Source organism: Lactobacillus panisapium, from assembly GCF_019469265.1.
GTDB classification, from domain to species: domain Bacteria; phylum Bacillota; class Bacilli; order Lactobacillales; family Lactobacillaceae; genus Lactobacillus; species Lactobacillus panisapium.
In genome coordinates this window covers 1,794,662-1,816,717 of record NZ_CP048268.1, presented here as the reverse complement: position 1 = coordinate 1,816,717, position 22,056 = coordinate 1,794,662, and the positions used below count along the sequence as shown (strand labels likewise).

The 22,056-nt window shown below is 36.9% G+C and carries 22 protein-coding genes; 18 read left to right on the top strand and 4 right to left on the bottom strand.

All coding sequences use genetic code 11. From position 1 onward, the window contains the following. Positions 1 to 15 precede the first annotated feature (15 nt). From murQ to GYM71_RS08580, 11 genes are all read left to right on the top strand, one after another. The gene (gene murQ, locus GYM71_RS08630) at positions 16 to 915 is read left to right on the top strand and encodes an N-acetylmuramic acid 6-phosphate etherase (protein WP_220220163.1); all 900 of its coding nucleotides are present in this window, start codon (positions 16 to 18) and stop codon (positions 913 to 915) included. Between the two features lie 305 nt (positions 916 to 1,220). Then, positions 1,221 to 2,198, top strand: a complete 978-nt coding sequence (locus tag GYM71_RS08625; RefSeq protein WP_103752280.1) for a ribose-phosphate diphosphokinase — start codon at positions 1,221 to 1,223, stop codon at positions 2,196 to 2,198. Positions 2,199 to 2,374: 176 nt separating this feature from the next. Beyond that, positions 2,375 to 3,976 (top strand): ATP-binding cassette domain-containing protein, encoded by a 1,602-nt coding sequence (locus GYM71_RS08620; RefSeq protein ID WP_220220162.1) that lies wholly within the window; start codon positions 2,375 to 2,377, stop codon positions 3,974 to 3,976. Beyond that, entirely contained in the window at positions 3,966 to 5,552 is a 1,587-nt protein-coding gene (locus GYM71_RS08615; protein WP_220220161.1) for an ATP-binding cassette domain-containing protein, read from the top strand. The genes GYM71_RS08620 and GYM71_RS08615 overlap by 11 nt, the downstream gene beginning before the upstream one ends. 223 nt (positions 5,553 to 5,775) lie before the next feature. Then, the gene (locus tag GYM71_RS08610) at positions 5,776 to 6,804 is read left to right on the top strand and encodes an SIS domain-containing protein (RefSeq protein ID WP_220220160.1); all 1,029 of its coding nucleotides are present in this window, start codon (positions 5,776 to 5,778) and stop codon (positions 6,802 to 6,804) included. 76 nt (positions 6,805 to 6,880) lie between these two features. Next, a complete protein-coding gene (locus GYM71_RS08605) occupies positions 6,881 to 7,945 on the top strand; it encodes an SIS domain-containing protein (RefSeq protein WP_220220159.1) in 1,065 nt (354 codons plus the stop codon). Between the two features lie 3 nt (positions 7,946 to 7,948). Further along, complete coding sequence (locus tag GYM71_RS08600; RefSeq protein ID WP_220220158.1) at positions 7,949 to 8,368, top strand: PTS sugar transporter subunit IIA; 420 nt, start codon at positions 7,949 to 7,951, stop codon at positions 8,366 to 8,368. Between the two features lie 25 nt (positions 8,369 to 8,393). After that, positions 8,394 to 8,861, top strand: coding sequence for a PTS sugar transporter subunit IIB (locus GYM71_RS08595; protein ID WP_220220157.1), 468 nt, complete (start codon positions 8,394 to 8,396; stop codon positions 8,859 to 8,861). Positions 8,862 to 8,883: 22 nt separating this feature from the next. Beyond that, positions 8,884 to 9,687 carry a PTS mannose/fructose/sorbose/N-acetylgalactosamine transporter subunit IIC gene (locus GYM71_RS08590; protein WP_220220156.1) on the top strand — a complete coding sequence of 268 codons (804 nt, stop codon included), beginning with the start codon at positions 8,884 to 8,886 and terminating at the stop codon, positions 9,685 to 9,687. Further along, the gene (locus tag GYM71_RS08585) at positions 9,677 to 10,510 is read left to right on the top strand and encodes a PTS system mannose/fructose/sorbose family transporter subunit IID (RefSeq protein ID WP_220220155.1); all 834 of its coding nucleotides are present in this window, start codon (positions 9,677 to 9,679) and stop codon (positions 10,508 to 10,510) included. The genes GYM71_RS08590 and GYM71_RS08585 overlap by 11 nt, the downstream gene beginning before the upstream one ends. A gap of 90 nt (positions 10,511 to 10,600) precedes the next feature. Beyond that, complete coding sequence (locus GYM71_RS08580; protein WP_220220154.1) at positions 10,601 to 11,767, top strand: MDR family MFS transporter; 1,167 nt, start codon at positions 10,601 to 10,603, stop codon at positions 11,765 to 11,767. 21 nt (positions 11,768 to 11,788) lie between these two features. Here the strand turns inward: GYM71_RS08580 and GYM71_RS08575 are convergent, their stop codons facing one another. From GYM71_RS08575 to GYM71_RS08565, 3 genes are all read right to left on the bottom strand, one after another. Continuing rightward, positions 11,789 to 12,523 carry a GntR family transcriptional regulator gene (locus GYM71_RS08575; RefSeq protein ID WP_220220153.1) on the bottom strand — a complete coding sequence of 245 codons (735 nt, stop codon included), beginning with the start codon at positions 12,521 to 12,523 and terminating at the stop codon, positions 11,789 to 11,791. After that, positions 12,516 to 13,250: a GntR family transcriptional regulator gene (locus GYM71_RS08570; RefSeq protein WP_220220152.1), complete on the bottom strand. Its 735-nt coding sequence runs from the start codon at positions 13,248 to 13,250 to the stop codon at positions 12,516 to 12,518. The genes GYM71_RS08575 and GYM71_RS08570 overlap by 8 nt, the downstream gene beginning before the upstream one ends. A 231-nt stretch (positions 13,251 to 13,481) precedes the next feature. Beyond that, on the bottom strand, positions 13,482 to 14,195 hold the full coding sequence (locus GYM71_RS08565) for a GntR family transcriptional regulator (protein ID WP_220220151.1): 714 nt from the start codon (positions 14,193 to 14,195) through the stop codon (positions 13,482 to 13,484). A 308-nt stretch (positions 14,196 to 14,503) separates the two neighbouring features. On the opposite strand from GYM71_RS08565, the gene GYM71_RS08560 reads away from it, so the two are divergent. From GYM71_RS08560 to GYM71_RS08535, 6 genes are read left to right on the top strand one after another with little or no spacing between them, the layout of a single operon-like run. Then, a complete protein-coding gene (locus GYM71_RS08560; protein ID WP_220220150.1) occupies positions 14,504 to 14,908 on the top strand; it encodes a PTS sugar transporter subunit IIA in 405 nt (134 codons plus the stop codon). Next, positions 14,905 to 15,393, top strand: a complete 489-nt coding sequence (locus tag GYM71_RS08555) for a PTS sugar transporter subunit IIB (protein ID WP_220220149.1) — start codon at positions 14,905 to 14,907, stop codon at positions 15,391 to 15,393. The genes GYM71_RS08560 and GYM71_RS08555 overlap by 4 nt, the downstream gene beginning before the upstream one ends. 20 nt (positions 15,394 to 15,413) lie before the next feature. Beyond that, entirely contained in the window at positions 15,414 to 16,160 is a 747-nt protein-coding gene (locus GYM71_RS08550; protein ID WP_220220148.1) for a PTS mannose/fructose/sorbose/N-acetylgalactosamine transporter subunit IIC, read from the top strand. After that, on the top strand, positions 16,160 to 16,990 hold the full coding sequence (locus GYM71_RS08545; protein WP_220220147.1) for a PTS system mannose/fructose/sorbose family transporter subunit IID: 831 nt from the start codon (positions 16,160 to 16,162) through the stop codon (positions 16,988 to 16,990). Before GYM71_RS08550 ends, GYM71_RS08545 begins: the two co-directional genes overlap by 1 nt. A 14-nt stretch (positions 16,991 to 17,004) precedes the next feature. Then, a complete protein-coding gene (locus GYM71_RS08540; protein WP_220220146.1) occupies positions 17,005 to 17,637 on the top strand; it encodes a hypothetical protein in 633 nt (210 codons plus the stop codon). 2 nt (positions 17,638 to 17,639) lie between these two features. Further along, positions 17,640 to 18,737 (top strand): SIS domain-containing protein, encoded by a 1,098-nt coding sequence (locus tag GYM71_RS08535; protein ID WP_220220145.1) that lies wholly within the window; start codon positions 17,640 to 17,642, stop codon positions 18,735 to 18,737. Between the two features lie 46 nt (positions 18,738 to 18,783). Here GYM71_RS08535 and GYM71_RS08530 read toward each other — a convergent pair whose 3' ends face one another. Then, positions 18,784 to 20,151, bottom strand: coding sequence for an HD domain-containing protein (locus GYM71_RS08530; RefSeq protein ID WP_220220144.1), 1,368 nt, complete (start codon positions 20,149 to 20,151; stop codon positions 18,784 to 18,786). A gap of 198 nt (positions 20,152 to 20,349) precedes the next feature. Here GYM71_RS08530 and GYM71_RS08525 point away from each other — a divergent pair, with 198 nt between their 5' ends. Continuing rightward, positions 20,350 to 21,195 carry a helix-turn-helix domain-containing protein gene (locus GYM71_RS08525; RefSeq protein WP_220220143.1) on the top strand — a complete coding sequence of 282 codons (846 nt, stop codon included), beginning with the start codon at positions 20,350 to 20,352 and terminating at the stop codon, positions 21,193 to 21,195. The last annotated feature ends 861 nt before the right edge of the window (positions 21,196 to 22,056 follow it).

The window sequence follows — 22,056 nt, the reverse complement described above, 5'->3', positions numbered from 1 at the left end:
AAATGAGAAGAATTAATGAACATTAAAGATTTAATTACCGAAGAACGCAATCCCAACACGATGAACATCGATTCGATGTCAACGTTTGAGATGGTTCGTACAATCAATCATGAAGATCAAAAAGTTGCTGCAGCTGTTGGCCAGCAGGATCAACAAATTGCGCGAGCAATTGACGCTGCAGCTAAACGGTATCAGCAAGGCGGCCGTCTAATTTATATTGGTGCAGGCACCAGTGGCCGGCTGGGAGTACTTGATGCAGCTGAGCTAGTCCCGACCTATGGCATTAAGCCAGAGCGGGCAGTTGGCTTAATTGCAGGCGGTAAACAGGCAATGCTACAGGCGGTTGAGGGAGCAGAAGATGACCTTGAGCTCGGTCAGCAAGATTTGCGTCAACTTCATTTATCTGCAAAAGACACGGTGATAGGTTTAGCAGCGAGTGGCCGAACGCCTTATGTAGTTGGCAGCCTTGATTTTGCTAACGAGGTTGGTGCGTTAACGATTGCAATTGCTTGTGTTCCGAATGCCGTAATCAGCTCACATGCAGAAATTGGTATTGAAGCTGTTGTTGGCCCAGAAGTTATCACGGGCTCGACACGAATGAAGGCTGGTACCGCACAAAAAATGATTTTAAATATGATTTCCACCGGTGTGATGATTAAGCAGGGGAAGGTTTACCAAAACGTCATGATTGGCGTTCAGCCGACTAATGCCAAGCTAATTGACCGTGCATGCCGCATTATTAGCACAACAACCGGTGTTTCTACTAGTGAAGCAATGACGGCTTTACACAATAGCGCAAATGATGTTTCTGTAGCAATTATTATGATTGAAACTGGTAGGTCAAAGGCAGATGCTAGGGATTTACTGGCAAAAGCACACGGTAATGTTGCCGCGGTTTTGCAGGCGAATAAATAATGAATTAAACCTTGGTAGCATTAATAATGTGATTCAAGGTTTTTCTGGTTTAATTAGCGTAATTTATGACATGCTTTCTTGAAGTGTTTAAGTTAAGTGATAAAGCGATAAAATGACTAAGTTGTTAAGTTTTTAGTTTAAAAAGCTATGCTAAGCTAGAAAAAAATGCCATTTTTCCTGAATAATTAGCCCTAAGGGCTTGAATGTCGCTGGTTAAAGTTGAATAATAAATATGGTTATTAACTTTTTTTCGGCAACTTTTGGTAAAATAATAAGTTGTAGACAAATATTATACGGAGGAAATTATGTCTTATAAAGACAATATGATGTTGTTTGCCCTTAATTCGAATGTGCCGTTAGCGCAAAAGATTGCTGATCGCGTTGGTATTCCACTAAGTGAATCCAGTGTGCAGCGCTTTAGCGATGGCGAGATTCAAATTAATATTGACGAATCTGTCCGAGGCAAAGACGTATATTTGATTCAGTCAACCAGTGTTCCAGTCAATGACAATTTGATGGAATTGTTAATCATGATTGATGCCGTCCGCCGTGCAAGTGCACAGACGATTAATATTGTGATTCCCTATTACGGCTATGCTCGCCAAGACCGTAAAACACGTCCACGTGAACCAATTACCGCCAAGCTAGTAGCAGATATGCTACAAGAAGCTGGCGCAACTAGAGTATTGTCACTTGACTTGCATGCACCACAAATTCAAGGTTTCTTCGATATTCCTGTGGATAATTTGATGGGTGCACCACTACTTGCAGATTATTTCTTAAGTAATCACTTAGAAAAAAATGCTGTAGTTGTGTCGCCTGATCATGGTGGCGTTACCCGTGCTAGAAAGTTAGCAGAATTTTTGGGTACGTCAATTGCGATTGTGGATAAACGTCGCCCACGTGCCAATGTCGCTGAAGTTATGAATATTATTGGTGATGTTAAAGGCAAAAGAGCAATCATTATCGATGATATGATTGATACTGCTGGAACAATTACTTTAGCAGCACAAGCATTAATTGATGCGGGTGCAACTGAAGTCTATGCTAGTGCCACTCACGCTGTATTGTCTGGCCCAGCAATTAAGAGACTGAATGATTCTCCGATTAAAAATTTAGTATTAACAGACTCAATTAACCAACCTGCCGAGAAGAAGTTGGATAAGACTTTACTTGTTTCAGTCGGTCCACTTATTGGAGATGCGATTAAGTGTATTCAAAAGAATGAACCGCTTAGTCCATTGTTCAATACTAGGTACCAAGAAAATAAGCAAAATATATAATTTAATATATATATTTAATATATAACACACAGAAAAAGACTTGCTTACAAAGTGAGTCTTTTTTTGTGTGGAAAATTTGGCCACTTAATAAGCCTATTTGACCGCTTACTCATTCTTTATTTACATGATAAAAAGCTTAAGTTTAACTAAAAGCATAAGAAATAAAGGAGGAAGCCATGTCAATAAAAGAATTGTTTAAGTCAAATATTCCGCGTGGGATGCTTATCTTGCTTGCTTATGTTTTGTATGCCATTGCAGAAACGCTCAATAATTATTTAATCAAATTTGCAACCGATAATTTAACCAAAAAAGCTTGGACTAGTGCGGTCATGTGGCTCGTAATTATAGCTATTATGGGACTATTTACCTTTTTTCTATTGCCTCTAGGAACATATCTTTTTAATCAGCAAATTCAAAATTATCTTCATCAAATTCGAACACACATGATGAAGCATTATTACGGCCAAAAATCGGTCAATGTAGCTGAAATGGCGAACCAACTAGGCAATAATTTAAAGATTTTAACCGATAACTATGCTAAACCATGGATTGACATTTGGAGCACGATTCTAAGAGTTATATTAGCTATTACCGCCATCTTGACATTGCACTGGTCAATTGTAATTGCCACGATTTTAATTACGATCATTGTTCTGCTGTTACCTAAGATTCTGGAGAAAAGATTGGCCCGAGCTTCCGCGATTGTAGCCAAAACGAATTCAACATTTTTGAATACAATTAGTAATTGGTTTTCCGGCTTGGGTGAACTTCGCCGCTACCAGTCCAAAAAGACCTTGAAGCAAGCAGTTAAGCAAAAAAGTCAGGCTTTGGCCGATGCGAATATCACCCAGGGAAAAATTAGTGGTGAAGCACAAATTATTAATGGTATTGGCAATTCAATTGGTCAAGTGGGTATTTGTTTCTGGTGTTCTATTTTATATTTTTCGCAGCAGATTACAATCGGAGATTGGCTAACAAGTCTTGGCTTTGTTTCAATAATTTTTAATGGACTTTGGCAAGTTATAACTGCGATTACTAAAATAAAATCGACTGCAGAATTGCGTAAACAAGTTGCCACACTAGTTCAACCAGTCAAAATAACTAATAAACGAGTTATTGTTGATGCTGTCCAAAGCCATAATTTGGTTGTTACGTATGCAAATGGTGAAAAACTAACTTATCCAGATTTTGAAATTAAACCTGGAGAAAAAGTTTTGTTAACGGGTGACTCGGGAACGGGCAAGTCTACTTTATTTAAAGTTTTACTGAACCAAATTAAGCCAAGTGCAGGCTCAGTTATGTTCAAAGCGACTAATCAGCAGTTAATTAAACCGCAAAATGCCCAAGTTGGGTATATCGCGCAGGATGCTAGTCTTTTCCCCACAACCATTGCGAATAATATTACGATGTTTAATCAGCAGCTTAACGGTAAACTAAAACAAGTTTTGCAAAAAGTGCAGCTGGCCCCAGATTTAGCTAAGTTTCCGGCTCGAGCTAACACCGTTATTGACTTAGATCAACCTAATTTGTCTGGCGGGCAAAGACAGAAAGTGGTGTTAGCACGCGCAGAAATTCACGAGACCAAATTCTTGCTGCTAGATGAGGCTACTAGTGCAATAGATCGTCAGGGTACAAAACAAATTATTAGTGAATTACTCAAGACAAACGCAACGATTTTAATGATTGCACATAACTTTAGCCCCGAATTAATCGCGCAGTTTGACAGACAAATTCATTTAACTACCAACAGTAAGGGGGCTAATAACAATGACGATTAGAGCATTTTTTAGAATAAATCCGGTAAGATTTATTGGGATAATGATTAACGTTGTCTTCATATTTGCCTCCATGATTTTTGATACTCAACTATTAATTATTGAAACGACAGCATTAAAAAATAATGATCCCCGAACCTGCTTTAGCATTATTGCAATCGAATTTGGTTTAGCTTTGTTTAACTACCTAGTTCAGGGCCTAAATTCCTATTTAATTATCAAGCAAGAGCAACAGTACAATGTTGCTTTACGTGAACAAATTACTGACCATTATTACTTAGATGGTCAAGATCATCCGGTAGCGCAAGTACAAAATCGCTTGACTAATGATTTAGTGCAAAATAACGAAAATTATCTGGAAGCTTTTATTGGCTTTGTTTCTGGTCTAGTCACACTAGTGCTTGTTTTTATCTTATTAATTACAATTCATTGGAGCTTACTAATAACAATTATTGCAATGACGCTTGTTTCGCTGTTGGTACCGAAACTAATTGCTAAACCGTTACAAAAAGCAACAATGCAGATTTCGACTAGCAACCAGCAATATCTTGATTGTTTGAATAAGTGGCTTAACGGATTAGACGAAATTAGACGTTATTTAGCAGGTGAAAAATTATTTAAGGTGACGGCTAAAGCGGCCAAAAAATTAGAAGATGCCAATGTGAAGCAAACTGGTTTCACGCAATTGCTATCAAGTATTAATAGTCTAATTGAAGTGATCTTTTCTTTGATGTTGTTTCTTCTTGCCGGTTTCTTATTTTTAAATGGGAAAGTAGCTTTTGGCGTAATTGTGGCAGCGTCTAACTGTGAGTACTACATGAACTTTGCGATTAGCAAGATGGTTGATGCGTATGGGCAAATAAAGGGCGCACAGAAATTGAATACGGAGATTGAGGCAACTTGTCGCCTTCTGCCACAACCGGAGCTAGGAAATGCTACACCAGCTGCATTTAGTACCCACAATCTCAGCTTGCAGTTTCCTAACGGTGAAAATCTGTTCTTTCCAGATATTGCTATTCAGCCAGGTGAGAAAATCTTATTTACTGGTGATTCCGGTTCCGGTAAGACGACATTATTCAAGTTGATTTTAAAGCAAATTAAGCCAAATACGGGTGAAATAGTGTTTAAAGATCAAAATGGCAAAATAATTAACCCTGATATGAGTCAAATCGGTTACATTCCACAAGATCCCGTGCTTTTTCCCGTCAGCATTGCTGATAACATGACAATGTTTAATAAAAAGTTACAAGTCCGGCTACCAAGTTTAGTGGCAAAAGTACACTTGGACAGCGACATTGCCAAATTTGATCAGGGATTGAATGAACGAATTGATTTGAATAAGCTAAATATTTCCGGTGGACAAAGACAGAAAATTGTACTGGTTCGTGCTTTAGTCCATCAGAGTAAAATTATCCTGATTGATGAGGGCACAAGTGCAATTGACCAAAAAGCGACAATGGCAATTTTGCGTGAAGTGACCAATACATCGGCAACGGTGTTGTTTATTGCCCACAATTTCAATGCCCAGATGAAACAGTTATTCGACCGTGAAATCCACCTTACCAAGTTGAATGAATAAGTAAACTAAATCAAAATAGTGACCACCTTTTATCTTTATGCAAAAGGTGGTCTTTTTATTAGTTAAAGTCTATTTACACCAAGTAAATCTCACAGAATCTAAAAAAGTGTAAGCGATTTAAAAAAAGCTGTTGAATTAATCAGAGCAACTGGTATACTTAAAATTGAAATAGGGATTCAAAAGAATCCAATTTTGAAATTTAATTTAATTTTGGGAGGTCAAAATGGAAACTGAAAAAGTAGAATTAATCGATTTTAATCAAGATGGATACCTTGCCGATGGCGATTTTGTCTATTCAAAGCGGCCTGAAATTGAGGCGCTGGCGGACAAGTTATCGACTGAAGGTTATAAAAATATTTACTTAATGGGCATTGGTGGAACTGAGTTCGAATTGTACCAGTTTGCTTATGCAGCTAACAGAATGTCTGCTTTACCGGTTAAGTGCATTAATGCTGCCGACTTGAATAGTGTGCATCCACGCGACTTAACCCAAGACTCAATTGTAATAACGGCAAGCGATAGCGGAAACACGCCCGAAATTATTGAAGCTGCTAAATGGTTGATTAAAGCTAATATTCGCTTAATTGCATTTACGAAAAAAAGCGGTGAGCTTGGTGGGCTAGCACCAAATGTTATTGAAGTTAATGGCTCTACCGGGTCAGGGCAAAATTATTACATGGCAGAAGCAATGTTAATTTATCGCTTACTATACAAGCACGGTGATTTCGCAGGATACCCAAAATTTGCTGATCAACTAAAAGGCGTATTTAAGGATTTATTGGCAATTCGTAAAAAGTTTGAACCTAAAGCCGATAAGATTGCTCAAAAATGTTATCAGGCACCATACACGATTTTTACAGGTTCTGGCGCACTTTGGGGAGAAACCGAATTATTTGCTGAATGTCTTCTTGAAGAAATGCAATGGATTAGGACTCGTCCAATTACTAGTGCCAAGTTTTTCCACGGAACACTTGAACTGGTCGAAAAAGGTGTACCGGTCTTTATCGTTGAAGGTGAAGATGAATTTAGAAAGCAAGATGTTCGGGTGCAACGTTTTTGTGAAAAGATTGGCGCAGAACATTATGTGATTGACACGAAGGAATACAGTCTGAGTGTTGATGACGAATTTCGTCCACTAGTAATTCCATGGATTGTAAATTCACTGTTAACTGATCGGTTAACCAATCATTATCAGGTTTACACAAAGCACAATAAAAACTACAGAAGATATTATCGTCAATTCGAGTACTAATTTTACTGGTGATTGGCAGAGGGCGGGATACAATGTATCCCGTTTACTTTATTAAGCTAGATTAGGAGTATTAATCATGGAAATGCTTGATTATGTGAAAGTGACACCAGCTAAATTAAAAGAGAATATAGCTGATAAGAACAGTTTAGTTTCTCCATTAGTCAATCTTTTTTTTAAACAGAAAAATGGAAGCGTTACCATAGTGGCATCGGGGTCATCTTTTAACGCGGTAATGATGTCTAAACCTTACTTAAAAATGCGGTTAGCTCGTTCAGTTGAGGTCGTTACGCCAGAACTGTTTGAATTAACCAGAACTAGTAAAAACATGAAAAATTTTACCTTCTTTGTTTCTCAAAGTGGGGCTTCAACTAATATTTTGCATGCAATGAAGTTCGTTAATGAGCGAAATGGTCGAACCATTGCTTTAACAGGAAATACACACAGTGAGGTGGCACAAAAGGCCGACATCGTGATTGATTATGGTGTTGGTAAGGAAACTGTGGGGTACGTCACAGTGGGGCTTTCTACCTTGGTGATGTATCTGGTCTTATTTGCAAACGAAGTTGCGCAAAGAGAACAAAGGCCGATTGACAGCGATGATGACCTGTTACAGCTGCCTAAAATTATGACTAAAACAATCAATACTGCTCTTGAATTTGTTAACGATCATTTTATGGAATTAGCACAAATGGGCCCAACTTTTATTTGTGGTAATAATATGAATCTTGGTGTTGCTCGCGAAGCAGCTTTGAAGTTTCAAGAAACACTAAAAATACCGACATTACATTACGAGATTGAAGAGTTTATGCATGGACCCGATATTCAATTAAGTCCGCAATATAGCATTTTTCTAATTGATAATCCGCAGGCAAGTCCTAGAATTGCTGCCATTAATACCAGTTTGGCTGCTGTCACTGCGCGGCATTACCTTATTACATATAATTCTGACAAAGTTCAGCCTAATGTAATTAACATCAAGCTACCTGCAATTAATAGTTTGTGCTCATTGGCAACAATTCCATTTTTCCAAATAATAGTGGCCAGCATGATGCCTGCTTTAAACAGAGAAGATGCGCATCCACTGGCGACTAAATTTATGAATATGATTCCAACCAAAAACTATGACAAACAGGGGAGGTAGAGAATGGTTCAGGTAATAATTTGCACACATGAACAAATGGCAATTGGCGTCAAAAAGACGGCCGAGTTCATTATGGGACCACAAGAAAACCTGCATGCGATTGCAGCTTATACTAAAGAGCAAGTTGATTATGAACATGAAATTGCCACCTTTTTACAAAAACATCCTACTGAGCCAGTCGTAGTACTGACTGATATTGTCGGAGGTAGTGTCAATACGGCTTTGGCAAAGATGATCCCAACCCATAAAAATTTACAGTTAATTGCTGGTGTCAATTTACCAATGGTAGTCCAACTTTTACTTTCAAATGAACAAGACTTAGAAGCAACGATTGCAAAGACAATTCGGGAAGCAAAAAACGGTATTCAGGATATTAATCAAACAATTAAGACTGAGACAGAAACAATTAGCGATGACTTTTAGTTAGCAGTTAAAGGAGATGTTTTGAATGATTAAAATGATACGGGTTGATTACCGGCTATTACATGGACAAGTAGCAGTTTCATGGACCGGTACGCTTGGTGCAGACGCTCTTTTATTGGTCAGCGATACTTTGAAGCACGATAAATTACGGCTGCAGATGCTTGCTTTGGCAAAACCGAGCGGCGTTAATGTGGTAGTCAAGGATACGCAGGGAGCAATAGATGTCATTAAAAGTGGCAAGACTGATAATTACACTTTGTTTGTTATCTGTGAGACGGTTGAGATTGCGGCAAAATTAGCACGCACCTTTAACATTAAGCAGGTTAACTTAGGCAATATTTCATTTGCAAAGGGAAAAGAAAAAATAAGTAATAGTATTTACATCAATAACGATGAAAGACAAACAATTGAGGAACTAATTGATGCAGGAGTTGATGTCTTTATTCAGATGGTACCGACTGAAAATAGGATTGAAGCAAAGAATGTAATTTAGAGCGACAAAGGAGATGTTCTAGATGATTTTAAAAACATTTTTGATTTTTCTTGTAGCCTTAATTGGCTACAGTGATGCTTTTACTGGTACTAGCTTGATTCAGCGCCCATTGGTCATGGGGATGCTGACCGGACTAGTCTTAGGAGATTTGAAAGATGGAATTATTATGGGTGGTGCCATGGAATTAGCAATGGTTGGTTCGGTTTCAATTGGAGCTTACATTCCACCTGATATGGTTTCCGGAACAATCCTAGGCACGGCATTAGCTATCCAAGCACACGCAAATTCTGCGGCCGCTTTAACATTAGGAATTCCAATCGCCACAATTGTTTTGGCTTTAGAAACGGCTATTGGCCAACCGTTAAAACTAATCTTTGTTCACCGGATTGATAAAAATGCTCAAGATGCAAATACACGGGCAATTGCACGTAACATGATCATCGGTGGTTATGTTGGCAAGTTGCCTGGTTTAATTATTGTTCCGACAGCCTTTTATTTTGGTCAAAGTGCGGTAACTACCCTATTAAGCAACATGCCAAAATTTATTACAACTGGGATGACAATTGCTTCTGGCCTATTACCAGCTTTGGGATTTGCCATGCTCGCCCAGATGATTATGAATAAAAAAGTCGCTGTGTTCTTTTTCATCGGTTTCTTTATGGTTGCCTACGGCAATCTTTCAACTACGGGAGTGGCTTTGTTTGCAGCATTAATCATTATTGTTATGTATATCTTTATTGAAAAGAGAAATGGCAATTCTACGAAGGTAGCAACTAGTTCAACAACTTCGAGTGAAGAACAAGGAGATGGGTTCGATGAGTTTTAAAATTCAGCCTCAATATAAAGGCAAAATAACTAAAAAGGATTTACAAAAAGTTTTTTGGCGCAGCATTCCTACCGAACATTTATGGAATTATGAACGAATGATGAATGTTGGTTACACTTATGCGATGATCCCAATTTTAAAAAAGCTTTATCCGAAAAAAGAAGATTTATCCGCAGCTTTGACTCGTAATTTGGAAGTTTACAATGTTACTCCTTATATCATTACTTTGCCCGAAGGAATTGCAACGGCAATGGAAGAGTTGAATGCAAGTGACCCAAATTTTGACACGGAATCAATTTCAGCGGTCAAACTGGCCATGATGGGACCATTATCCGGTGTCGGGGATGCCTTTTTCTGGGGCACTTTACGTATACTTGCCACAGGTGTAGGTACTTCCTTAGCGCTGCAAGGCAATATTTTAGGCCCAATTCTATTTCTGTTAATCTTTGATGTCCCGCATTTTATTATTCGTTATATTATGACCTTTTTGGGCTACGGCTTAGGTTCTAACGTGATCGATAAGCTAAAGCAATCGGGCATTATGGATAAGGTAATGGAATATGCTTCAATCATGGGCATCATGGTTGTTGGTGGCATGACGATGAGCATGTCTAAAGTTAATTTTGTGACAAAAATTGGTTCAGGTAAGGGCGCACAAACAATTCAAAATTTACTTGACGGAATAGCCCCAGGACTAGCAACTCTTGCGCTTTTTGGCATCATGTATTGGATGTTAAAAAAGAAAATGAATCCGTTGTTAATTATGCTGATTGTCCTCATTGTCAGCATTGCTGGCGCCTACTTTAATGTTCTAGGCGTATAGCTAAGTCAATTTATTAAATTAGCGAAAAGAAATGAGTGCCGTAACTACTCATTTCTTTTTCTTTCGGTTAGCTAATTAAAGAGGTGAAAAATGACTAATCAAAAACAAACTGTTTCACTTAAATGGCTTCTGGTAGGTGTTTTGATTACGAACACAGCAATGAGCTTTATTTGGCCGTTAAATACGATTTATCTTCACGAAACTTTACACAAAAGCTTAGTTATTGCTTCGCTGGTTCTCTTTTTTAACCAATTTGCCACAATGCTCGGAAGTTTAATTGGAGGAAAATTATTTGATCAGTGGCAACCGTATTATGCTATTTTACTCGGTATTAGCTTAAATATTTTTGCACTTGGTGGACTGATTTTCCTGCATACTTGGCCGTTTTATGCCATCTTGCTAATCCTTTCTGGCTTTGCCAATGGCATTTCGGTAACCTGCGAGAATTCGTTGGCAACACGGGTAAAAAATAGGCGGTCAAGCTATGTTTTTAACTTGCTGTATTTTGCAGCTAATTTTGGTCTTGTATTTGGTACCTTAACGGTTGGTTACATTTTACCGTTAGGCATTGGTTATGTTTTTGCGCTTACAACTAGCATTCAAATATTATTTTTACTTGTAGCTTATAAAAAATATAATGTTGCCCGCTCGGTTACTGAGAATAAGCGTAATTTTACAGGGCACAAGGGGAAAATGACATCGCAAATTTTGGGAGTCTTGTTTTTGACACTGGTTTGTTGGCTAGTGTATGAACAATGGCAGAGCAACTTATCAGCTTATATGGTTGAACTTGGCTTTCCAGTGAAAAAATATAGTTTATTATGGACACTCAATGCGGTCTTGATTGTTGTTTTTCAGCCCCTAGTCACTTTTTTTGATGATTGGTTGCTCAAACATCTTCGTGGCAGGCTTAATTTAGGGGCGTTACTGCTAGTAAATTCCTTTGTCATTTTATTATTACCGTTTAAACATAATTACTTGCTTTATTTACTATCTATGTGCTTGCTAACACTTGGAGAAATCCTTCTATTTCCTGGTGTAGCCAGCTTCGTTGACCTTGCTGCGCCGACTAATCTAACTGGGTATTATCAGGGCAAAGTACAGGTCTTTAGCGCACTTGGAAAAGCAATCGGGCCCGTTTTTGGTGCACTAATCATTGATAATTCTAACTATGAAGTACTTTTTCTAGTTTGTGGACTTATGGTGCTTGGGGCAGAACTAGTATTTTCATTGCCGTTACTAAAAAAGACGACTTGATTAAGAAGTCTTTTTCATAATTTATTTGAAATTTAAATGGTATTGAATAATGCCCTTATTGGCTTTTACATAACTTTCGGTATACTCGATTATTTGCTGGTTCTGATCGGCACTAGAGTAGCAAGACTTGATAACATATGAATCTTCTGCAACATTTAATAGTTTGGCTTCTTCAGGCATCAAAGTTTCAATTTGCTGGTAAACTTGGTAATTTTCCAAGTTATGACCTTTACTTTCCATGTAGTCGTATAAGCCGATATTATTAAAATCGATTTGATAAAAATCGGTAAATAAAGCTCCAGGAACAAACGAGTTTTCAAGGGCAAAGGGCTTGCCACAGTGCAACTTGAGCCGCTGCATGCCGAACACAGGCTCGTCATTTGCTAGGCACAGCTTTTGCCGTAAAAAAGCAGAGTCGATATTAGTAAAAAATTTGATTTGCTTATTTGCAATACTGATTCCGCTTGAAGAAAGTGAATTTGTTAATGAACGTGAATTTTGAAAGGAAATGTTAAAGCGTTGGTCGATACCAGAAACTACAAAAGTGCCTTTGCCCAATTTACGTGTTAATAAACCTTGCTCAACGAGAGAATTGATGGCGTGTTTAGTGGTAGTTCGACTAATCTTATAATGCTCGGCCAGTTCTCGTTCGCTCGGAATTTTTTGCCCAGGAAGATATTCTTGTGTTTGAATTTTTTCGTAAAGAATGTGTTCAATTTGCTCATATAGCGGTGTCTTATAAGCTAATTTATTCATTAAATGTACCAAGCTTTCTGCTAATAATTTCTGACGGCATGATGCTAACGGCGTGATTGGCATCACTGGACTGTTCTAAAAATAAACATGTTTGATTATTTTTGTCCTTAAAAATTGTGCTTGTAGTTAATAGCGGATTGTGATTAGGCACATGCAGGAAGCTTGCTGTGTTATCATCAGCAAAGCTAAGGTTCATAGTTACTTCGGCATCAATTGCTAATTGTAGCTGCCTTTTAATTAAAGCCATAATCTGTTCTTCATTAACAGTAGAAGATTTTTTCGCCGGAATAAAAACATGACAAAGTGTGTAATTGTTGGCATCAGTTTCTAATATTTGCAGCGACACTAATAAGAAGATGGTTCCTAAAACTACCTTTAACTTTTCGGACAATTCTTTGTCAGTATCAATTAATTTGGTGGAAAGAATATTAATGGTTTGAGCCTCATTGGGCATCGAAAGAGCGGCAAACTTATCAGAAAAATAATTAATAAAGTTTAATAATGGTTCTTTTTTGGGTTGATTGATGAAGTAGCCAACAGCTTGTTTAGATTTAATCAACCCTTCTTTTTCTAATCTTTGCAACGCTGTTCTCGCTGTTCCGCGAGAAATGGCATATTCTTTGGCAATACAGCGTTCTGACAGCTTTTGTCCACTGCTGATTAATCCCTGGTCGATTTTATATTGAATATCTTTTGCTACTAATTCTTCTTTTCTGATAGCTGACAAAATGGCAACTCCTTAAGATAAATCTGATTTTATCTTGATGAAAAACATGAAATGTTCAAATTTTACTAAACACAAGTTTACCAAATATCCTCTAGAAGCTCTAGCGTAAACCTTGATAAATAAGTAACTGTCAATATAAATAGTAAAAATATTTTTATCCATTTTTTTCAATTATAGTAAAAATACTCAGTTTTCCTTTTAAGGTAAGGCTGAGTATTTTAGTAATTAATTTTATTGTTGTGCTTCATTGAAACGATAAGTATAAAAATCGGGATTGTAATAAGAAACAAACACGCCAAGAGGGACACGTTGATTACTGGCAGTGATTGTATCTGCATTAGCAAGCGTCATTAATAAAAAATCGACGTCTAAATTTAAGGCCTTCTGTTGCTCTTTAGTTGCTCTTACTGCCTTAATTTCAACAAAGTTCTGAATAACTGGTAACTTTAGCTTCTTTAAATAGGAATAAAGTGAGGTTGTTAGAAGGTTGAAGTCAATATTAGTGATTAAATCCGCATTCAAGTAGTCTTCCGTAATTGCAATCGGCTTATCATCACCAGTGCGCAGTCTTACAGTATGGTGAAATTTATTAATTGGCGTTTCAAATTCAGTTGCCGAAGGAACTTTGCTACTGGGTAATAAATTGTATGAAATAAGCGTGGATCCTGGAGTCATTCGTTGCTGTTTAATGATGTCGCTAAAACTGATGTTATCAGTTAATAGGCGTAAAACACTTTTTTCTTTGACAAAAGTGCCGCGACCAGCAATACGTGTAACATAGCCTTGTTTCTCTAAGTCCTTCATTGCCTTGTTGACGGTCATTCGACTATAGCCATATTTTGCGCTGATTGTAATTTCAGGTGGCAACTTATCTCCGGCTTTAAGTATGCCCTTATTGATTTTTTCAATAAAAAAATCTTCTACTTTTTGATATTTAGCTTTCACTTGTTTGTCCTTAATTAATGGTTTGGAATTTTATTTTTGCAATAAACGTTACTTTAATTATAAATAATGGAATGACATTTAAGCAAAAAAGTTTTATTGCTATTTAATAAAATGTATATACCAATAAATATAAAAATATTACATTAATAATTAATACTGGTTAAAATGCATGATAAAAGGAATTTGTACCAATAAATGCAAAAAATACCCTTGCATAAATGTATATACAGTAGTATATTTAAGCTAGTTTTAATGTTGGCGCTAACATTTTACTTAAAAAATCGAACTTACTGAAAGGAAGGTAATCAATGAGCCAATTTATCATAGCTACCCATAGTTATTTAGCAAACGGGTATCAGAGTTCACTCAAGTTCTTTGATAGCTCAGTTAATAATGTGCAATTTATTAATGCTTACGTTGATGAGCAAACTAATTTTACTGATGAATTAAGTCAAATGTTAGATCAGATGCCAAATGAGCAAGTAATAATTTTAACTGATATGCCTGGAGGAAGCGTAAATCGCGAAGCAGTTAATTTAATTAAGAAATATCACTGCCAAGTAATTAGCGGAATTAATTTGGCCTTAGTACTAGAACTTGTGTTAAATGCTGACCAAACATTGTCAGATGAAACGATTCGTTTAGCTGTTAGTCAGGCTCAAAAGCAACTCGTATACGTAAATGATTTGTTGAAGGAGGATGATTTGGAATGATTACACTATTACGTGCAGATGATCGATTAGTTCATGGCTTAGTTGCTGTATCTTGGACTAATCAATTGCAGCCAGATATTCTGGTAGTCGCTAATGATCATGCAGCTAGTGACACAATGACTAAAATGACGATGAAATTAGCTAAGCCAGCTGGAGTAACGTTAGGAATTAAAGACCTAAAATCAGCCGCTCAAATTCTAAATAATCCTAAGTATGCCAATAAAAAGATTTTCGTAGTCACGATTAATGTTGAAGATGCTCTGAAGTTGAAAAAAGAAGTCCCTGGGATTGCAAAAGTAAATGTTGGCACTGCTGGTATTCACGAAAAAAACGGAGTAGCGGTCTTACCACAGGTAAAAATGACCCAAGAAGAATTTGCTTGTGCCAAGGAATTGCAGGAGCAAGGCGTTGAAGTGTTTGCTCAGGTAACACCAACAGCAGAAAAGCTGAATTTTGCGGGAATCGAAAAGGCTTTTACTAAATAAAGTCTGAAAGGAGGTAAACAATGTTACAGGCATTTTTAGTTGCACTGATTGGTGCCGGCGTTTACATGGAAAGCCGTATTGGCGGCCAGCATATGCTTGATCGACCGATTATTATTGGGCCACTTGTTGGCTTGGTGATGGGAGACTTTACCACTGGACTAATATTAGGTGGACAACTAGAGCTAGTCTGGATGGGGTTAGTTGGTATTGGTACCACTACGCCACCCGATGTTGTCGTTGGTTCGGCCCTAGCAACTGCTTTGGCAATTAAAACCGGCACTAATTGGCAAACGACATTAACTTTAGCCATACCAATTGCCCTGATTGCACAGATGATTGCAATCGCAATTGGCAGTTTTAACGCTATTTTTACTCACTATGCTGATCGGCAGGTGGCAAGAAAAAACTGGAAAGGAATTGCAATTGGTCAGTGGTCTGGCACGGCAATGCTGTTTTTGGCTAAATTTATTCCAATAATTGTGGGCTATTTAGTAGGCGCGCCAGTAATTAAATTGATCGTTAAAGCAATCCCTAAAGTTATTCAAGATGGATTGACCCAATCAGGTAATTTATTGCCGGCTTTAGGAATAGCAATGTTAATGCAGTTAACATATGACAAAAAGTATGCGCCATTTTTGTTTTTAGGTTTTGGTCTTGTTGCTTTCTTGAAAGTTCCGATGATTGGAGTAGCAGTTTTTGGCCTAATTATTGCCTATGTTTATTATGAATTTAAGCCTGCTGCAAATGATGAGGAGGACTTATTGTAATGACTGATTCTAAAGCGACACAAACAGAGAAAAAGTTAACTAAAAAGGATTTACGCCGTGTTATGTGGCGTCATTATCAACTCTTAGGATCCTTTAATTATGAACGTCAAATGTCATTGGGGTATGCATGGGCCATGACTCCTGTCATTAAAAGGTTGTATGGGGATAACGACCAGGAAATGCAGAAGGGGTTTCAGCGACATTTAGAATTTTTCAATTGCTCAACTTCGACTTCACCCCTAATTCTAGGAATCAGTTGTGCGATGGAGGAGCAAAATGCTAATTCGGAAAAATTTGATGCCAATTCAATTAATTCGGTAAAGACTGCCTTGATGGGTCCACTCGCCGGAATTGGCGATTCCATGTTTTGGGGAACATTGCGTGTTATTGGAGTAGGAGTTGGTGCCCCTTTGGCTGTCAAAGGCAGCATTCTAGGGCCTATTCTTTATTTCCTAATTAATGTAATTCCGAGTGAACTTTTGCGTTGGTTTGGTTTTAAATTGGCTTATCAGGGCGGCAATAAGTTTCTAGCTGAAGCAAGTGAAAATGGCACTCTACAAAAATTAACTGAGGCGGCTAAGATATTAGGCTTGGTTGTTGTAGGAGCAATGATTGCCTCGATGGTTATCATTAAAGTACCGTTAGTAATGAAATTAGGTGGGACCAAGGTTGGCTTGCAACAGACCCTTGATTCCTTGATGCCCGATTTGTTGCCATTGCTATTAACTTTTGGCTGCTATGGCTTGTTACAAAAGAAAGTCAACGGAACCGTCATTTTGATTGGGCTAATTATCCTAGGAATTGTAGCTGTTGCACTAGGGTTGCTTTAAGACAGGTAAATTGAATGAAAACAGTATGGATTGTGCTTTTACTAGTTGCGGCTTTACCGTTTAGTTGGGTGGCAGAATCAGGTTTAAGAAAAAGACTATTGTCTGAATTGCTACGTCTGCAAAAGGCAGGTAGACAAAAACAATATTTTCAGCTTTTAAATGGCCCAATTTCATTAATTTGCTTACCGGCTAAGACACGCAGACTATTAAGCCTAGATTATTATTTAGCATATGGTAATGAAGATAAGATTAAGCAAATGGTTAATCTGCTAATTGCCAAATATAAAAAGTTGGATTCGCAGCAGGCCGTAATAATTCGCTTAATGCGTTGTTACATTTTCTTTTTGGATAAAAAAAGTAGTAAAGAGGCAGATAAACTGGCAAATTACTTGCTTAAAAATTGTCACCTAAAAGAAGTTCAAGATGAGGTAAATGAATTATATCAAGTATATTTGGCACCCGATAAAAAACTGTTAGATCAACTAAAACAACAATTATCCATAGCAAGTGGGCCACAACAACAACTAATTATTTATCAAAGGTTGGCTAAAGCTACTGAAATACTCGGATTGAGAAAACAAGAACAGACATACGTAATGCAGATGCGTAAACTCGCGCATCAAACAATAAAAATGGAGGAGTTTTAAACATGACAAAATTATCAATGATGGGACATATTGAAGACACTGCACGAGTTTTGCAACGAGCAATTGCCGAAAGGGATGAATATGGGCAGGAGCTGATTGCTTTTTGGCTAAAAAAGAATTTTAAGAAAGTTATTTTTACGGGATCAGGTACTTCTTACAATGCCATGAGAGTAATCCGCAATATGTTTGTTAAACTTTTACATGTTGAAGGCGTTGCAGTAGAACCAACCGTTTTTACTTATTCGGAGAACATTAATCCTAGCAGTAATTTTAGAAATGATCAGATTCTAGTGGTTGGCTTATCACAACATGGGGATAGTATTTCTACTTGTGATGCACTGCGACATGCACAGCAGTGCGGATATGCTACGTTAGGTATTACTGAGCAACTGGGATCAGCCATTACGAAAATTGCTGATCATTATGTTCATTTGGTTTGTGAAGAAGAACAGGTTGGGCCGGAAACACGTGGTTATACTGAAACTTTGCTGCAGTTCTATTTGTTAGCTGTTGAAATTGCTTATCAATCAGAGCAAATTGGTAAAGCTAAGTATGATAATTTAATTGCGCAAGCTCAGCAGCTAGTCAATGATTTTCCAATCGTAGTTAAGGAAAGCCTTGAGTGGTATGAAAAGCAACAAGCGGAGTTAGTTGACATGCAAAAGGCCTCTATTGCTGGCTATGGCGTTAATTTGCCGACAGCTTTAGAAGCTAGGCTAAAATTTTTTGAAACATTTGGACGCCCAACGACGGCTTATGAACAAGAAGAGCAGCTTCATGGACCGCTGCGTGCTTATAATCAAGACAATTATATTTTCTTGATTGGTGGCAATCTTGGGCCTGAGTTTGAACGGTTGCAAGAGATAAGTGCTTATTATCGTCGTGCCTATACTAAGCATGTTTTCATAATTTCTGGAGAGCAATTTAAGGCAACCGAAAAAGATTTGAAATTGAGTGTAAAGACTTCTGAACTGCTTTCACCAATTTTCTACATCGTGCCTTTTCAAATTCTGGCTGCTAAGTTATCTGAGAAAGTTGGAATTGATACTAGTGTTAGTCCGGTAACTGATACTTCCATTTCTGGGCACATGAATGTCTAAATAAAATAATCTATCAAAAAATGAGTTCTATTCGGAACTCATTTTTTTATTTTTTACTATTTTTGGGTCTTCTCAAATAGCGCAATTTGCCGTTTTTAACGTAGCGCTGAAATTGCTGGTAAAGTGGATCAAAAATCTGTGGTTCAGCACTGTTTGACATCATAATTTTAGGGAAGAAGAAACGCTCATCTCCTTGCAGTGTGCCATTAAGTGCACGAACCAATGGACTTAATTGTGACAACTCGATCAGCTGTCCGTCGCTTTGCATAATTTCAATTTGGCTGTTGGCATTTTTACCGCTCGGCTTATATGCATCATAAGGCTCATCAAAGGCAGAATTAGTGTCGGTATAATAAAGTGGATCAAATCCTGCTTGCTTGATCAAATCCTTCAGTTTAGGAAGCAAGTTTTTGGTTTCTTCATCAATGCAGACACTTTCCAGAGGCTTTCTGAATAAGTAGCTACTTGCTAAGTCAGCTAAGATTGGGTCGCTAGCCTGGGTCCATTCTAAAAAGTTACTTTCCATAACGCCATCGTCTAGTTTAAGATAATCTTCGAGGGTCCAGTTTCCGGCTAAAAAGTTGGCTAGATTAGGCGTCACCCGCAATGTCCCTTGTTGGTAAACCATTTTGGCTCGTTCCAGCAGATGTTGCAGAATTACTTCCATTGATCTGCCAACGCGATGAAAGTAGACTTGCTGATACATCTGATAACGCGAGACAATATAGTCTTCAACTGCGTGCATTCCAGCCATTGTGAAGCAAATTCCTCCACTGTACGGTCTGATTTCTTGCAAAATTCGTGAAAGATCAAATTCGCCGTAAGTGACACCGGTGAAATAGGCGTCACGCTTTAAATAATCCATCCGATCAGCATCGGCTTGGCTAGAGATCATTTTAACGACTTGTGGGTTAGGGTAAGTTTTGGCAATAACACTAGCAACTAGATCGGGAAAATTAGGTGCGACTTTGCGCAATACCTGATTGATTTCAGTACTAGAGTCAGTAATAATCTTTTGCCCAATCTTTTCGTGGTCCGTGCCAAAAAGATGCTCAAAAGTATGGGAATATGGTCCATGACCGATGTCATGCAATAATCCCGCGCACTCGACTAATAAGCGGTTATTATCATCCCATAGCCCGTCGCCGGGAACTCGTGAAGGATACTTGGTAGCAAAGATGTTGCAGATTTTGCGGGTTAATTCATAGACTCCTAGGTTATGCTCGAAACGTGTATGAGTAGCGCCGGGAAAAACGTAGGCTAATGGTCCCAACTGTTTAATCCGTCTCATTCGTTGAAACTCTTTAGTTTTTAAAATGTCTAGGATTACTTGATCCTCAATATGAATGTAATCGTGAACGGGGTCGCGTAAGACGACTTCCTTAGCTAATTTTTTGCTTTGAAATTTAGGCATATAAATTCCTCAAAAATTTAATTTCAGTTACTATTGAAAAAATCTACTACTTACCCTGATTATAGCAAACTTAGGGGATTACGGTTAATTTTTGATAATTAAAACAAACAAAGCCATTAGAAAAAAATAATAATTTTGAATATTTTAAGCTAAATGTTCATAATTATCTATATGAAACTATAAAAAGGGATTGGTAAAATGAGATATATTGGGAGTAAATTGAAGCAGCTACGGCATGACTTGGGTCTTACTCAAACAGAAATGGCCGCGGGAGTAATTTCGGTTTCTTTTTATTCAAAAGTTGAGCGCGGGTATCACGATATCGGTGCGGAAGAATTAATCGAAATTTTACAGAAACATAATATTAGCTTTCAAGAGTTCTTTTCAGGCATATCTAAAGAAGATGCCAACAACAAAAGGGTAAACATTCTATTAAGAAAATTCGTAAAGGCAGCCAATGTAGATGATGATACTGAGATAAATAATATAATTAGCGAAATAGAAAATATTAAACCTAGGACTCCGTTTGTCAAATCAGAAATTTTGCTTACTAAGTTAATTGCTAACACACATGATGAGGATGCTTTAAGAAAGCTTAATGAAAAAGAAAAAAGGGAAATAAAAAAGATTATTTTTCAAGAAGATACTGATGAAAACGAATATATTAGGATAGCTATGATTGCTAATACAATAAGAGTATATAGTTTTGATGAAGCCTCATTTTTAATTAGCAGTATTATCAGAAGATATAAAGATGTTGATAAAATTGAAGGTAAGCTGCTATTAGCTATAAGTGCTGCAATGACGAATTTTATCAATTGGTGTTTCGAAAATGGTAAAGCTAATCTATGTGTTAAAGCGATAAAATATCTAAAAGCGTTACCTAATACCGTCGAATTAGCGTTCACTAAGATATTAGTTGAATATTACGAAAGCCTAATTAAAGGAAAATTTGATGATGTGAAGTTAATTAGAAATTTATTTACCAGAGCAGGATATGGAACATTTGTTAACAAAATGGTGGATAAATATAATAAACCATAAATTCGTTTTCAAATATGACAAAACAATTATTTTAAATAGTAAAAGAGGTATTATTAATTGGATAAAAGTATAGAAAAAGGAGGCAAAAGCATGGACTTATTAAGAGATTTAATTGTTGTTGTCCTTAGATCAAACAAGTTCTAATTAATCTAAAAACTTAGAAGCAAATTTTTAAGATTTGCCAAATTTAACTTTAGTAAAAGTTATTCAATCATTCTTCCCCAAAAAACACTTAGTTATTAACTAGGTGTTTTTTATTTAATCTGAATCTATCTGATATGCATAATCTGTTTTATAGAAAAATAATTTTCAAATATGAAAAATAGATAGTGAAAAAACATGATTAGACTAATATATGTATAAACAATGAGAGTTAAACAAAGGAGGAAAATATGAGTTTTTTAAGAACTGTAGCAATTATTATTACTGATTAATTCATGTGTTACATTTAATTTTTAATTAAATGTAATATATTTAGCTAGAACTTAGCAAAGATAGTTATTCAATCATTCTTCCCCAAAAAAACTCTTAGTTATTGACTAGGAGTTTTTTTATTTAATGTTAAAAATATATAACTAGTTTTATGTCAAAATATAATTGTCAAATATGAAATAATAATAGAAAAAAGTTACAGTAAGACTAAGATATATTTATAAGCATAAAATGATTAGTAAAGGAGAAAAATTATGGATTTATTAAGAGACATGGTTGTTGTATTCCCTGCTTAAAGCAAATTAAAGTTATTTAATCATTCTTCTCAAAATACTCTTGATCATTCGATTAAGAGTATTTTTTAGTCTTAATTATTTTTCAAATATGACAAAATAATGGAAAGAAATTTCAGTAGTATTAAGATGTACT